This is a genomic window from Fluviibacterium sp. S390, from assembly GCF_049800695.1.
Taxonomy (GTDB): Bacteria; Pseudomonadota; Alphaproteobacteria; order Rhodobacterales; family Rhodobacteraceae; genus Meridianimarinicoccus.
This window is the reverse complement of record NZ_JBNAFN010000015.1, coordinates 20,671-35,743: the sequence shown is the minus strand read 5'-3', so window position 1 is coordinate 35,743 and position 15,073 is coordinate 20,671. Positions and strand designations below refer to the sequence as shown.

Annotated in this window: 12 protein-coding genes; 10 read left to right on the top strand and 2 right to left on the bottom strand. The window is 63.0% G+C overall.

The window, feature by feature from the left end; translation table 11 throughout:
* The first annotated feature begins 127 nt into the window (after window positions 1-127).
* The 7 genes from ACP15K_RS12745 to ACP15K_RS12715 are packed head-to-tail and all read left to right on the top strand — an operon-like array spanning window position 128 to window position 8,684.
* Window positions 128-1,879 (top strand): hydantoinase B/oxoprolinase family protein, encoded by a 1,752-nt coding sequence (locus ACP15K_RS12745; RefSeq protein WP_193143148.1) that lies wholly within the window; start codon window positions 128-130, stop codon window positions 1,877-1,879.
* Window positions 1,880-1,906: 27 nt separating this feature from the next.
* Window positions 1,907-4,027, top strand: a complete 2,121-nt coding sequence (locus ACP15K_RS12740) for a hydantoinase/oxoprolinase family protein (RefSeq protein WP_193143147.1) — start codon at window positions 1,907-1,909, stop codon at window positions 4,025-4,027.
* A gap of 48 nt (window positions 4,028-4,075) precedes the next feature.
* Window positions 4,076-4,780, top strand: coding sequence for an ABC transporter ATP-binding protein (locus ACP15K_RS12735; protein WP_319022499.1), 705 nt, complete (start codon window positions 4,076-4,078; stop codon window positions 4,778-4,780).
* The gene (locus tag ACP15K_RS12730) at window positions 4,780-5,520 is read left to right on the top strand and encodes an ABC transporter ATP-binding protein (RefSeq protein ID WP_193143145.1); all 741 of its coding nucleotides are present in this window, start codon (window positions 4,780-4,782) and stop codon (window positions 5,518-5,520) included. The genes ACP15K_RS12735 and ACP15K_RS12730 overlap by 1 nt, the downstream gene beginning before the upstream one ends.
* Complete coding sequence (locus ACP15K_RS12725; protein ID WP_193143144.1) at window positions 5,517-6,431, top strand: branched-chain amino acid ABC transporter permease; 915 nt, start codon at window positions 5,517-5,519, stop codon at window positions 6,429-6,431. Before ACP15K_RS12730 ends, ACP15K_RS12725 begins: the two co-directional genes overlap by 4 nt.
* 1 nt (window position 6,432) lies before the next feature.
* Window positions 6,433-7,497 carry a branched-chain amino acid ABC transporter permease gene (locus tag ACP15K_RS12720; RefSeq protein WP_193143143.1) on the top strand — a complete coding sequence of 355 codons (1,065 nt, stop codon included), beginning with the start codon at window positions 6,433-6,435 and terminating at the stop codon, window positions 7,495-7,497.
* 11 nt (window positions 7,498-7,508) lie between these two features.
* Window positions 7,509-8,684, top strand: a complete 1,176-nt coding sequence (locus tag ACP15K_RS12715; protein WP_319022498.1) for an ABC transporter substrate-binding protein — start codon at window positions 7,509-7,511, stop codon at window positions 8,682-8,684.
* Between the two features lie 101 nt (window positions 8,685-8,785).
* Here the strand turns inward: ACP15K_RS12715 and ACP15K_RS12710 are convergent, their stop codons facing one another.
* Window positions 8,786-10,291, bottom strand: coding sequence for an aldehyde dehydrogenase (locus ACP15K_RS12710; RefSeq protein ID WP_394355484.1), 1,506 nt, complete (start codon window positions 10,289-10,291; stop codon window positions 8,786-8,788).
* Window positions 10,292-10,436: 145 nt separating this feature from the next.
* Window positions 10,437-11,144 (bottom strand): GntR family transcriptional regulator, encoded by a 708-nt coding sequence (locus tag ACP15K_RS12705; RefSeq protein WP_193143142.1) that lies wholly within the window; start codon window positions 11,142-11,144, stop codon window positions 10,437-10,439.
* Between the two features lie 142 nt (window positions 11,145-11,286).
* Between ACP15K_RS12705 and ACP15K_RS12700 the strand changes: the two genes are divergently transcribed.
* The 3 genes from ACP15K_RS12700 to ACP15K_RS12690 are packed head-to-tail and all read left to right on the top strand — an operon-like array spanning window position 11,287 to window position 15,050.
* Window positions 11,287-12,621, top strand: a complete 1,335-nt coding sequence (locus tag ACP15K_RS12700) for a glutamine synthetase family protein (RefSeq protein ID WP_424990683.1) — start codon at window positions 11,287-11,289, stop codon at window positions 12,619-12,621.
* Window positions 12,621-13,931, top strand: coding sequence for an NAD(P)/FAD-dependent oxidoreductase (locus ACP15K_RS12695; RefSeq protein ID WP_193143140.1), 1,311 nt, complete (start codon window positions 12,621-12,623; stop codon window positions 13,929-13,931). Before ACP15K_RS12700 ends, ACP15K_RS12695 begins: the two co-directional genes overlap by 1 nt.
* A 36-nt stretch (window positions 13,932-13,967) precedes the next feature.
* On the top strand, window positions 13,968-15,050 hold the full coding sequence (locus ACP15K_RS12690) for a polyamine ABC transporter substrate-binding protein (protein WP_424990682.1): 1,083 nt from the start codon (window positions 13,968-13,970) through the stop codon (window positions 15,048-15,050).
* Window positions 15,051-15,073 lie beyond the last annotated feature (23 nt).

Here is a 15,073-nt window from a genome sequence, read left to right as displayed (position 1 = left end):
GACCGGAATCGCGATCCCGGCAAACCTGTTTGGCAGATCGACGTGCAGGAGGAGCGCGCCGGATCGGAAGGGTCTGTTTGCCCCCCCGTATGGCGCCGGTCTGCACCCAAGCAGAGGACCGGAAATCATGGCAGAACGACAAGTCGACCCGATCACGCTTTCAGTGGTGAGAGGCGTTCTTGAAACCACCCAGCGCGAGATGACGATGGCGCTTGAAAAGACCGCGCGCAGCTCGGTCTTCAACCTGGCGCACGATTATTCGACGGCGCTGTTCAACCACACGCCCGAAATGATCCTGCAGGGTCAGGACATTCCGATCCACCTGGGATCGCTCATTCCGGCGATGAAGGCGGTCGACAAGTTCTTTGAAGGCGACATCAACGAAGGCGACCTGATCCTGCACAACGACCCCGACTATGCCGGGTCGCACATCATCGACACCTGCATGTACTACCCGGTGTTCTATCACGGCGAACTGGTGTTCTGGACCGTCTGCAAGGGCCACCTGACCGACATCGGGGGTCCGGTTCCCGCGGGCTACAACCCCGAGGCCAAGGAAATTTTCGCCGAAGGCCTGCGCATTCCCCCGGTGAAGATCTGGGACAAGGGCGCGCCGCGCAACGACGTTCTGAACCTGTTGCTGACCAACATGCGGGCGCGCCGCGACCAGGAGGGCGATTTCAACGCCCTGATCGGCGCCTGCCAGGTCGGCGCGCGCAACCTGATTGCCCTGCTGGACAAATACGGCAAGGAGGTCGTTCAGGACTGCATCGAAGAGCTTCTGTCGATGGCCAACCGTCACATGTCGGGCCTGATCGCCAAGGTGCCGGACGGGACCTATTCGGGCACGGCCGTGCTGGAAGACGCGGGCCACGGCTTTGGCGACTTCGACATCACCGCAACGGTCACGATCAAGGGCGAGACCTGCCATATCGAGATCGAAAGCCCGCCGCAGATCCCCTATTTCATCAACTCCTACGAGGGCAATTCCTACTCTGGCGTCTACCTCGGGCTGATGATGTTCGCGCAGTTGCCGCCGCCCTACAACGAAGGGCTTTACCGCAACGTGACGGTGGACATGGGGCCAAGGGGCACGCTGTGCAACGCCAAGCCCCCCGCGCCGCACATGAACTGTACCACCACACCGATGGAAACGCTGACCGACGCGGTGCGGCTGGCCTTCGAACAGGCCGCGCCGGACAAGGTGTCGGCATCCTGGGGCCATGCGAACGGATGCAACATCGCCGGTTGGGACACCCGCCACGACGAGGAATACGTGACCATGGTTCTGGCCTCGATCATCTCGGGCGCCGGCGCCACGGCAAGCCAGGACGGCTGGCACGCCTGCGGACCGGAGTGCTGCTTCGGGGCCCTGACCTCGGGCGATATCGAGATGCTGGAGCATTCCTACCCCATCATCATCCATGAATACGGCCTGATGACCGACAGCGGCGGCGCGGGAAAGTTCCGCGGAGGATCCGGCACCCGCTGGGAAGTGGAACCGCTCGACCGCGACATGACGCTGATTACATTCGGCGAAGGCCGCCGCATTCCGGCGATGGGCGCTGCCGGGGCGAAATCCGCGATGGTCGAAAAGAAGGTCGGCCGTCTGGAACTGACCCGCGAGGGCGAGACCCGGATCATCACCGACAACGTCATCGAAACCATCCGCCCCGGCGAACGGGCCGCCAACCTCAACCCCGGCGGCGGGGGCTATGGCAACCCGTTCGAACGCGAGGTGCAGAAGGTGGTGTCCGATATCCGCAACGGGCTCGTCTCGATCGAGGGCGCAAGGCTCGACTACGGCGTGGTCATCGCCGACCCCGAAACGCTGACCGTGGACGAAGCCGCCACGGCCAAGGCCCGCTCGGCGGCCTGAAGCTTCTGACACAAAAGGATTATCCTCATGCGTAGCAAATATCGTCTGGGCATCGACGCCGGCGGCACTTTCACCGATTTCATCCTCGCGGAGTCGGGTGGCGCGGTGCAGATCTTCAAGGTGCTCTCGACCCCTACCGAACCCACCAAGGCCATCCGCAACGGGCTGGCCCTGATCGCGGAAGAAACCGGTCTGAGCGCCGAAGAGATCGTGTCGAACTCGGATCTCTGCATCAACGGGACCACCGTGGGTCTCAATGCGCTGATCACCCATACCGGGGCCAAGACCGGCCTGATCGCCACCCAGGGTCACGCGGATTCGATTGAAATCCGGCTGGGGCACAAGGAAGACGGGTATCGTTACGACCCCGAGTATCCGCCCGCCACAATGCTGGTGCCGCGCCACCTGCGGAAGGGAATCCGCGAGCGGGTGATCTCGGACGGATCGGTGCGCACACCGATGAACGAAGACGATGTGCGTGATGCCTGCCGCTATTTCCTGGCCGAAGGCGTGGAATCGGTGGCGATCAGTTTCGTCTGGTCGGTGCTGCACCCCGAGCACGAAATGCGTGCCGCCGAAATCGTGCGCGAGATGATGCCGGATGTGCGTCTGACCGTGGGCAGCCAGCTTTATCCGCAGGTGCGGGAATACACCCGCACCTCGACCGCCATCGTGAACGCCTACCTGGCACCGATCCTGCAACGCTATGTCGAAGCGATCGACGCCTATTTCCAGGAACTCGGATCGAAGCACCCGGTCCGCTATTTCCAGTCGAACGGCGGCCTGGCGCTTGGCAGGGTGGTGACCGATCAGTCGGTATACGCAATCAACTCCGGCCCGGCTTCAGCACCGCAGGCGGCGCTGGATGTTGCGAAACCCTGGGGCGATGAGAACATCATCACCTGCGACATGGGCGGCACGTCGTTTGACATCACGCTGACCAAGGACGGCAAGGCCAACGTCAACAAGAACATCGACTTCCTGCGCTACCGCATCGGCATTCCGATGATCCAGGTGGAAACCCTGGGCGCGGGTGGTGGCTCGATCGGGTGGATCGACGAGATGGGTCTGATGCAGATGGGGCCGCAATCCGCCGGTTCCGAACCCGGCCCGGCCTGCTATGGCCAGGGGGGCGACCGGCCGACGACGACCGATGCCAACCTTGTGTTGGGCTATCTGAACGCCGACGGCCTAGTCGGCGGGCGGTTGCCGCTTGATCTTGAAAAGGCGCGCGGGGCCATCAAGGCGCATCTGGCCGATCCGCTGGGGATCAGCGTGGAAACGGCCGCTTACGGCATGTTCACCATCGTCAACAACAACATGGTGAACGCGATCCGGCGGGTATCGGTCGAACGCGGCTATGACCCGCGCGATTTCGTGCTCATGGGGGCGGGCGGCGCAACCGGCGCACATATCACGGCGCTGGCGCGCGAGATGGGCATTTCCAAGGTGCTGATCTCCAAACTCGCCTCGGGGCTTTGCGCCTACGGGCAGATCATTTCGGACGTGAAGTACAACTACATGGCCCCTGCGCCCCTGCGGCTTCAGGGTGCAGAGGCGGCGAAGACGCTGGACGGGCTCTTCAACGGGCTTGAGACGCGCGGACGGGAGGATCTTGCCGGTGACGGGTTCGGCGAAAGCGACATCACGATCCACCGCACGCTCGACATGCGTTACGTCGGTCAGGTGCATGAATGCACGGTGGAAATCGGCCCCTTCGCGGTGACCGAAGCCACCCTGGAAGACATCAAGACCGCGTTCCATGCGCGTCACCGGGAGCTTTACACCTATGACGAGCCGCACAACGCGGTCGAGGTGGTGAACGTCGAAAGCGCCATCACCGGCAAGGTCGACAAGCCCGAGCGGATGCACATCGGCGCAGGAAACGGATCGGACTCGGCCGTAAAATCCCATCGCGAAATGGTGTTCAGCGCCGATGGCGTGGCCCGCAAGACGCCGGTCTACGACGGCTCGGCACTGGGCGCCGGGGATGTGCTGCAAGGCCCTGCGGTGATCGAGGAAGTGACCACCACGATTGTCGTTGAGCCGGGCTGGACGGTCAACCTGCACGAGACCGGCACCTATGTCCTGACGGCAGATGCGCCGGCAACCCGTGCGGCTTCCGCCGAAGAAATGGCCGAGGCGTAAGCGGTGCGGACGGGCGGCAACAACGGTTCCTCCCTGGCGGCGACCGGGGTGACGGTGGCATTCGGCGGGTTCAAAGCCCTCACCGATGTGACGCTTTCCGTAACCCCGGGCGCGGTTCATGGGCTGATCGGCCCGAACGGCGCCGGCAAGACAACGCTGGTCAATGTGCTGACCGGGTTCCAGCCGCCAACCGAGGGGCGCATCCTGCTGGAGGACCGGGATGTTACCGCGCATCCCGCACATGAGCTGCGCCGCGAAGGAGTGGCGCGGACCTTCCAGGCCGGGCGTCTGTTCACCGGCCTCGACGTGCTCGACAACCTTGCGGTGACCGGGGTGGGGCTGGGGCACAGCCGGCACGCCTCGGAGGTCGAGGCGATGCGGGTGCTGAACTGGATGGGCGTGGCCGATCTGGCCGAGAAGCCCGCCGCCGGGCTGCCCTATACCGATGAACGCAGGGTGGGCATCGCACGCTCGCTGATGTTCGGCCCGGCCTTTCTGCTGCTTGACGAGCCTGCCGCGGGCATGTCCGAGGCCGAAGCCGAGGATCTGGCCGCGCTGATCGCACGGGTGGCCGGCGAGTTGGGCACCGGGGTCTTGCTGATCGAACACAATGTCGGGCTGGTCCTGTCGGTGAGTTCACATATCTACGTGCTCGACGCCGGGCAGGTGATCGAGACGGGTGACCGCGACGTGATCACCGCCAGCCAAAAAGTGCGCGATGCGTATTTCGGCGCCGATCAGGAGGCCGCGTGATGTCGAAGCTGGGTGTTTTCGATATCGCCGTCCGCTATGGCAAGGTGCCGGCGGTCAACGATCTGACACTGCATGTGGACGAAGGCGAGCGCGTCTTTGTCTCGGGCCCCAACGGGGCTGGCAAGTCGTCTCTCCTCAAGGCCATCAGCGGCGCGGCGGCAACAAGCCATGGCCGGATTGAACTGGACGGCGATCTGCTGACCGGACGCCCCCCCGAGGCCATCGCCCGGCTGGGAATATCCATGGTGCCCGAGGGGCGCGACATCTTCGGCAGCCTGACCGTCGAGGAAAACCTGCGGGTCGGGACCGGTCTGCGCCGCGATGCAGAGGCGGTGGAAGAGGACATCGCCGAAATCTATGCGAACTTCCCGATCCTGGGCGAACGGCGCGCCGCAGCGGCAGGGGCGCTTTCGGGCGGGCAGCAACAGATGCTGGCCATCGGGCGCGCCCTGATGACCAACCCCAAGCTGATCATGGTGGACGAACCGTCCCTTGGGCTGGCGCCGAAGATCGTGGACCAGGTCTATGACACGCTCTGCACCCTGCAAGAGGACCGCGGTCTGACGCTGTTGATTGTCGAGCAAAGCTCGCTGCGCGCCGCGCGGGTGGGCGGACGCATGGTGCTGATGCGCGGCGGGCGGATCGTGGGCGAAGGCAATGCCGCCGACATGGTCGATCGCGACGCGCTGGCCGCAGCCTATTTCGGCCAATCCCCGGAAAAGACGGAGACCGCGACATGAGCAACCTGGCCCAGCTTTTCTTCGATGCCGCCTCGCTTGGCGGCTTGTACGCCATGGCCGCACTGGGGATCGCGCTGATCTTCGGCGTGATGAAACTGGTGAACTTCGCCCACGGCGAATACATCGCCTTCTGCGTTTTCGCGCTGATCGTGCCATCGACCGATGCGGTGGCAGTGATGTTCCTGGGCAAGGCCCCGGCCCTGATCCTGATCCCGGTGATCCTTGGCTTGGGCGCGGCCATTGCGGTGGCCAGCGAATATGTCGTCTTCCGGCATTTGCGGAAGGCCGATCCGGTGGCGATGATGATCGCCTCGTTTGCGCTGGGGTTCGTGATCCGCAACGCGCTGCTTGCCACCTACGGCGGACGCCCCAAGGCGGTCAGCCTCTGGCCGGGACTGAATACTCCGGTCGATATCGCCGGGGCCAGCGTGCCGCTGCTGCAACTGATCGTCATCCTGTCGACGCTGCTGGTGGTGACCGGCTTGGCGCTGTTGCTCAAGAAGTCCCGGATCGGGCTGGAAATGCGCGCGGCGGCAGAGAATTTCACCATGGCGCGGCTTCTGGGCGTGCGGGCCAACCGGGTGATCACCGGTGCCTTTGCCCTGTCCGGCGCACTGGCCGCGGCCGTGGCCCTGATCATGGTGACGCAGACCGGCGTGGCCGATGTGCGGATGGGCGGCCAGATCATGCTGGTGGCCTTCATCGCCACGGTCCTTGGCGGGCTTGGCTCGCTTCCGGGGGCGGTGGCGGCGGGGTTCCTGGTGGGCATCGTTTCGGTGGTGCTGCAGGCCTGGCTGCCGCTTGAAGCGCGGCCCTTCCGCGACGCCTTTCTCTACACGCTGGTGATCGTCTGCCTGCTGGTACGCCCGCAAGGACTGTTCGTTCCCGCATCTGCAAAACCGAGGGTCTGACATGCGATCGCAACACGCAACCAACCGCCTGGCGTCCTATTCCACGCCGCTCATCCTTGCCGTGCTGCTCGTGGGGCTTGTCGTTCTGGTCGCGGTCTTCGGAGACCGATCGCTGGCGCGCACCGCTGCCGAAACGCTGGTTCGGGTGACGCTGGTTGTCTCGCTGTGGATCTTCGTCGGCAACTCCGGCGTGATCAGCTTCGGCCATGCCGGGTATATGGCAATCGGTGCCTATTGTTCGGCCTGGCTGACGCTGAAGCCGCAATCCAAGGCGCTGTTTCTTCCCGACCTGCCCGAATGGCTGATGCAGGCACAATGGCACGTCTTGCCGGCGGCCATTGCGGGCGGGCTTTTGGCGGCATTCATCGCACTTCTGTCAGGCGCCGCGATCCTGCGGCTGTCGGGCATTGCCGCCTCGATCGCGACCTTCGCCTTCCTGGCCATCGTCAACACTGTCTATTCCAACTGGGAAGGGGTCACGGGCGCGACAAGTTCTGTCGTCGGACTGCCGCGCTATGTCGATCACTGGGTGGCACTGGGCTGGGCGGTGGCTGCCATCGTCGCGGCCAACGTCTATGCCAACTCTGCCTCGGGTCTGGCGCTTCGCGCCACCCGCGAGGACGAGGTCGCCGCGCGGGCCAGCGGCATCAACATGTATCGCCACCGGCTGCTGTCACTGGTGATCTCGGGCTTTTTCACCGGCGTGTCCGGCGCGCTGCTGGGCCACTCCATCGGCGTGCTCAACCCCGACAGTTTCTACCTTGGCATCACCTTCATATCGCTGGCGATGCTGGTGATCGGCGGCATCGGTAGCCTGTCGGGCGCCGTGGTCGGTGTGTTGCTGCTGTCGGTCCTGATCGAACTGCTGGTGCGGGCCGAGCAGGGCATTTCCATCAACGAAACCCAACTCGCGCTGCCCTCGGGGAGCCAGGAAATCCTGATCGGGATCGCAATGATCGTCGTTCTGATCGTGCGGCCCAACGGCCTGACCGCGGGCAAGGAGTTCAAATTGAAGCCGCAATGGCTTCGTCAATCGCGCCTTGTGGGGGCGAAATCCACCAACTGAGGAGAATCTCTGTGAAACGACTTGCACTTGCATCGGCTGTCGCCGCCCTGGCGCTGCCCGCCATGGCCGACGACATCACCATCGGTTTCGCAATCGCGAAATCCGGCTGGATGGAAGCCTACGACACACCCGCGGCCACCGCCGCCAAGATCCGGATCGACGAGATCAACGCCAACGGCGGGCTGCTCGGGCGGCAGATCCAATGGGTCGAGGCCGATACGAAGACCGACCGACAGCAATCGGCCAAGGCCGGGCTTCAGGTGATCGACGACGGCGCCGACATGATGGTCGTGAGCTGCGACTATGATTTCGGCGCCCCCGCCGCCCTTTCGGCCGAAGCCGAGGGCATGGTGTCATTCTTCCTGTGTGCCGAGGATGTGAAGGCCGGGATCCAGGGCGTCGGCCCGCTGGCCTTCTCTGGCTCGGTGCTGGCTGCGGTGCAAGGCGCCACCATGGCGGAATGGAGCAACGCCAAGCGCGATGCCAAGACCGGCTATGTGCTGCTGGACACCACCATCGAATACAACAAGGGCATCTGCAGCGGCTTTGACTGGATGTTCCCGCAGCTTGACGGGACCGAGATCGTCGGGCGCGACACCTTCAAGAACGACGACGCCTCGATTGCCAGCCAAATCACCCGGATCAAGGCCCTGCCGACCGAACCGGACGTGATCATGCTGTGCTCCTATATCCCCGGCGCGGCCTCGGCAGTGCGCCAAATCCGGGCTGCAGGCATCAATTCGCTGATCCTCAACGGCTCGGCGGTCGATGGCTCCTACTGGCTTGATGCAACGCCGGATCTGTCGGGCTTCGTGGTGCCGGTCCAGGGTTCGATCTATGGCGACGATCCGCGCCCCGCAGTCGAAGACTTCAATCTCGCCTATGAAAAGGCGACAGGCGCGCGGCCTTCAAGCTCCTATGCCTATCCGGGCTACGTCCTGATCGACCTGTGGGCCAAGGCCGTGGAACGGGCCGGTACGCTTGATGGCGCCGAGGTCACGGCAGAGCTTGAGAAGATGCAGAACGAGCCGACGGCCTTCGGACCCCGGTCGTTCAGCAGCGAGCTTCACCACCAGAACACGGCGGAAATGCAGATCATCGAGATCACTGATGGCGCCCCAGCGCAAGTGGACCAGTGGACGATCTCGACACCGGTGCCGCTGGACGTTCTGCTGGGTCGGAACTGAGTTGACACGACGGGTTCGCGCTGTCCCTTGAGGGACGCGCGCACCCTTGCATCCAGAAAACACCCCAGCTCGAAAGACCGAGCCTCGTTGTCGGTCGGCCCTCAGGGCCGGCCGGCAACGTTCATCCAGGTGGTCTTCAGTTCCACGTACTTGTCGAGCGCATGCAGCGACTTGTCCCGCCCGATGCCGGATTCCTTGAAGCCGCCGAACGGTGTGGTCAGGTCATCGCAGTCGTAGCAGTTGACATAGACCAGACCGGCGCGAATGCCCTTCGACACCTTGTGCGCCGTCGACAGATCGTCGGTCCAGACCGCCGAGGCCAGCCCGTAGCAACTGTCGTTCGCGACCTTGATGGCTTCGTCAACGCCGTCGACGGGGATCACCGTCAACATGGGGCCGAAGATTTCCTCCTGCGCGATCCGCATGGCATTGGACGCGTTGTCGAAGATCGTCGGCTGGATATAGCACCCACCGGTTTCCTGGCGCACGCGCGCCCCACCCGTCGCCAGATCGGCACCATCCTGTGCCGCGTAGTCGACAAACTGCAGGACACGTTCGGTGTGACGTGCGTCCACCATCGCCCCCATGTTGGTGGACGGGTCAAGCGGATCGCCCGGCTGATAGCTCTTGGCGATCTCGACAAGGGTTTCGACGACCTGCTCGTGGATCGCGCGTTCGACAATCAGCCGGCTGGGGCAGGTACACATCTCGCCCTGATTGAAGAAGGCCGAATGCGCCGAGGTCGTGGCCGCATGCACCGTGTCGCGATAGCTCGACAGGATGATGTTCGGGCTTTTCCCGCCAAGTTCCAGGCCAAGCCGTTTAAGGTTGGACTGGGCCGAGTATTCCATGAAGAACTTGCCGACCGGCGTCGAGCCGGTGAAGAACAGGCCGTCCACATCCATGTGCAGACCCAGCGCGCGGCCCACCGCCGGCCCGTCGCCGGTCACGACGTTGAACACACCGGGCGGGATGCCGGCTTCCAGCGCCAGTTCCGCCAGCCGGATGGCCGACAGCGACGACTGTTCGGCCGGTTTCAGGATCACCGAGTTCCCGGTCGCCAGCGCGGGCGCGACTTTCCACGCGGCCATGACCATCGGGAAGTTCCACGGTACAACCGCAGCCACGACGCCCAGCGGTTCCTTGGTCACCATGGCGACAGTGCCCGGTGCGGTTGGGGCGATCTCATCATAGATCTTGTCGATCGCCTCTCCGTACCAGTCGAAGCAATTGGCGACGGCGCGGGTATCGATCGTGGTGCTGTCGGCGATCGGCTTGCCCATGTCGATGGTTTCCAGAAGCGCCAGTTCATCGCGGTGCGCCCGCAGCAGGTCGGCAAACCGGCGCAGCGTCAGCTTGCGCTCGGCCGGCGGACGCGCGGACCAGCGGCCATCTTCGAAAGCCCGTCGGGCGGCTGACACCGCCTTGTCGACATCCTCGACATCGCCGCACGCCACGTCCGCGAGGTGCCGGCCATCGATCGGGCTGATCGAAGCGAAGGTCTTGCCCGAAGCGGCATCCACCAGTTGGCCGTCGATCAGCATTTGCCCGCGGATGCTGAGGGCTGCGGCTTTCTCGTGCCAGTCGATCTTTGACAGGTCAGACACGGGCGACTCCTTTCAAGCTTTATGATATCTCGTATATTCTAATGATATCACAAAAAGTCAAGCATCTGTACGCTGCCCCGTCGTATCGCCGCGATATACCGTGCAACCGCAGCATAATCACCCGACGATCGACCGCACCGCTGGATCAGGCCGCGTGGCCATCCGGGTGGGATTGAGTCAGTTGCTGGCGCCCGCTGCGGCTCATGCCTTCACGGATGTCGCTTTCGGTGGCGATCACAAGTGCCGCCACATCGCGCGCCCGAAGAGCGTCCAGGATCTCCTTGTGGCGGTCCACCTTGTAGTAGTCCTTGACGTTCTCGATGACCTGCCGCTGAAACGGTCCCATCTGCAACCACACACTTTCGATGACCGGCATCGACACCTGGTGCGGGTTGGTCATGTAGAGCGCCCTGTGGAAGTCCTGGTTCAGGATCGTCAGCCGGTCGAGGTCGTTTCGGGTCAGGGCGGCATCCATCTCCAGGTCGATGGATTCCATATTTTCTATAATAATGTTAGATACATAGGGAAGGGATCGCTCTGCCGCGTGGACTTCCAGCGCAACCCGCAGGGCCAGCAATTCCTCGAAGCGTCCTAGCGTCATCTCCGGCACCGTCATCCGTCGATTCTGCAGCACTTCGATGGCGTGTTCCGAACTCAGCCGACGCACCGCCTCGCGGATCGGCGTCGGGCTGAGCCCCATCGCTTCGGCCAGGCCGCGCATGGTCAGATTGGTTCCCGGAGGAAACGCGCCGACCATGATCGCATACCGCAGGCGTTCATAGACATGTTCCTGGATGGTGAGATCGTCCCGCATGGGAATTTCGGGGACGTCCAGTTGTCGGTGCTTGGTCATGACCCTATCCACTTAGAAATTCCATATTGTGATAGTATTTGAAAAAAAAGTTGACACAAGGCCTAAAGGAAATCTAAAAGATATAAATGATATCACAAATTACCCGCCCCATCGCCGAGGACCGAAGATGCCAAACCAAGACATGACCCAATGGCTGGCAGAACGCCCCGAGATCGAGTCGATCTTTGCCTGCGTCTGCGATCTGAACGGCACCCTGCGCGGCAAACGGGTTCCGGTGGATCAGGCCGACAAGGTCATCGACGGCAGCATCCGGATGCCGCTGTCGGTCACCGGCGTGGATATCTGGGGCGAGGATATCGAGGGCAGCGAACTGGTCTTCGAAACCGGCGACAGCGATGGCCTGTGCGACTTCACCGGGCGTGACCTTCTGCCGATCACATGGACCGACCGCCCGACCGCGATGGCGATGCTGTGGATGCGGCAAGAGGACGGCACGCCGTTTGCGGGTGATCCCCGCCGCGCGCTGGGGAACGTGGTCGACCGCTACAAGGCCCTGGGGCTGACGCCCGTGGTGGCCACCGAACTGGAATTCTATCTCTGTGATCCCACAAGCGACCGCCCCGAAGCGCCGCTGTCGCCGGTCACCGGCAAACGGCTGGATTCCGATGGCGTCCTGTCCATCGACGAGTTGCAGCATTTCGACGGCTTTCTGAACGATGTCTATGACGCCTGCGCGGCCCAGGGCATTCCCGCCGATGCGGCGATCTCGGAAAACGGCGCCGGGCAGTTCGAGATCAACCTCATGCATGTCGCCGACCCGCTGCGCGCGGCGGATGATGCGATCCTGTTCAAGCGGCTGGTGCGCGGCGTCGCCCGCAAGCACGGCTTTGCGGCGACCTTCATGGCCAAACCCTATGGCAACCGGGCCGGCAGCGGCATGCATGTGCATTTCTCGCTGGTGAACGAGGCCGGCGAGAACGTCTTTGACAACGGCGGCGAAGAGGGCACCGACGTGATGCTGAATGCCGTTGCCGGTCTGCTGGCGACGATGCAGGAAAACAGCCTGACCTTCGCACCGCACGAGAATTCGTTTCGTCGCCTGATGCCGGGGGCGCATGCGCCGACCAGCGTCGCTTGGGGCTATGAGAACCGCACCGCGGCGATCCGTATTCCCGGCGGCAACCACAAGGCGCGCCGGATCGAACACCGGGTCGCGGGCGCGGACGCCAACCCCTATCTCATGCTGACCAGCGTTCTTGGCGGCGCGCTTGTTGGGATCGAACAGAAGATGGTCCCCGCCGACCCGATCGTCGGCGATGTCTACCAGCGCGATCTGCCGTATCTGCCGCTGGACTGGGCCAGTGCGATTGATGCCTTCAAGCGCGGGCAGCACGTGCCCCAGGTCTTTTCCAAGCGGCTTCAGAAAATGCTGGTGGAATGCAAGGCGCAGGAACTCCAGCGGTTCGCGCGCCATGTAACCGACTTTGAAATTCACTCTTATCTGGAGGTCGTGTGATGAACGCGATGGCGCACCCCTATGCCGGCGACGGCAGCCATACCACAAGCTACTACGCGGCGTCGGCCAATGCCTCGCCCGACCGCCCGGAACTGTCCGGCAGCAACGAGATCGACGTCTGCATCATCGGCGCGGGCTACAGCGGGCTGTCGACCGGCCTTCACCTTGTTGAAAAAGGCTACAAGGTCGCGATCATCGAAGGCGCCCGCGTCGGCTGGGGCGCGTCGGGGCGCAATGGCGGCCAGATCGTCAACGGGCTGAACGCCAGCCTGCAAACGATCAAGAAACGCTATGGTCAGGACACCGCCACCTTTGTCGCCGGTCTGGTGCAGGAAGGCGGCGAGATTATCCGCGAGCGGGTCAAGACCTATGACATCCAATGCGATCTGAAAGATGGCAACATCTTCACCGGCCTGACCAAGGCGCATATGCGCGAGCTGGAAGACCGGATGAACCTCTGGGCCAGCTACGGCATCAAGAACCAGGAGATGCTGGACAAGGATCAACTGCGCAAGCACATCGATTCCGACCTTTATGCCGGCGGACTGATCGACCATTCCGGGGGTCACATGCACCCGCTGAACCTGGCCCTGGGCGAAGCGGCGGCCTTTGAAAAGCTGGGCGGCACGATCTACGAGATGTCCCCGGTCACGGATGTCGATACCGAGGCCGCCCGGCCTGTGGTGACAACCGCCAAGGGCACGATGACCTGCAAGACGCTGGTGCTGTGTGGCAATGCATATCTCGGCCATGTGGTCCCGACGCTGACATCGCGTGTGATGCCGGTGTCAACGCAGGTAATGGCGACCGAACCGCTGGGCGAGGACCGCGCCAATGCGCTGATCCCGACCGACGTCTGTGTCGAGGATATCCGCTATATCCTGGATTACTATCGCCTGTCCGGCGACAAGCGGCTGCTTTTCGGCGGCGGCACGGTCTATGGCGGCAGCGACCCGCGCGATATCGAAGCCAAACTGCGTGGCAACATGGACAAGGTGTTCCCGCAACTGAAGGGTGTGAAGATCGACTATGCCTGGAGCGGCAACTTCGCGCTGTCCTTCAGCCGCGTGCCGCAGATGGGCCGGATCGGTGCCAACACCTATTTCGCACATGGCTATTCCGGCCACGGTGTCACCGGATCGCACACGTTCGGGCGCATCCTGTCCGAAGCCATCGACGGCGACCTGACCCGTTTCGACGTCTTCGAGAACGTGCCATGGTATCCTTTCCCCGGCGGGCGCATGTTCCGCGTTCCCTATTCGATGGTCGGATCGTGGTGGTACGCGGCGCGCGACAAGTTGGGACTTTAAGACACCGAAATCTTCAGAATTCCAGGGAGGAAACCTATGAAGAACCTTGCAATCACGTGCTCTGCACTTGCCCTGACCGCCAGCGCGGCCTTGGCGGAAGGCGAGCTTAACGTCTATCACTGGTCGGACTATGTCGCCGAAGACACCATCGCGAACTTCGAAGCCGCGACCGGCATCAAGGTGAACTACGATGTCTATGACAGCAACGAGGTTCTGGAAGCCAAGATGCTGACCGGCTCCAGCGGCTATGACGTCGTGGTGCCGTCGGTCGAATTCCTGGCGCGTCAGGCGCAGGCCGGTGTCTATGCGGAAATCGACAAGGCGGCGCTCAGCAACTACGGCAACCTCGATCCGAAGATCCTGGAGATCATCGCCGTCAACGATCCGGACAACACCTATGGCGTGCCGTACATGATGTACACCGTGGGTCTGGGCTACAACATCGACGAGGTGTCATCGCGCATCGACGCCGATAAGATCGGCAGCTGGGACATGGTCTTCGACCCGGACACCGCCGCCAAGCTGGCCGATTGCGGGATTGCGGTTCTGGACAGCCCGTCCGAGATCATGGCGCCCGCGCTGCACTATCTCGGCCTTGACCCGAATTCCGAAGACAGCGGCGATCTGAAACAGGCCACCGAACTGTTGCTGTCGGTGCGCCCGCACATCCGCTATTTCCATTCGTCGCAGTATATCAACGACCTGGCCAATGGTGATATCTGCGTTACGGTCGGCTATTCCGGCGATGTACTGCAAGCCCGCGACCGCGCCAACGAAGCCGGTCAGGGGATCAACCTGACCTACGCGATTCCCGCCGAGGGCGGTCAGGTCGGGTTCGACATGATGGCGATCCCGGACGATGCCCCCAACCCCGAGAATGCGCTGAAGTTCATCAACTTCATCCTCGAGCCGAAGATCGTGGCGGACATCACCAACTACGTCTACTACGCCAACCCCAACACGGCAGCGACCGAGTTCGTGATCGACGACGTGAAGAACGATCCCGGCATCTATCCTCCGGATGCCATCCGGGCCAAGCTGTTCTCGGTCAAGCCGCATTCGTCGCGCTATGACCGGTCGCTGACCCGCGCCTGGACGACGATCAAGACCGGCAAGTGATGCCATCTGCCGGAGCTTGCCAT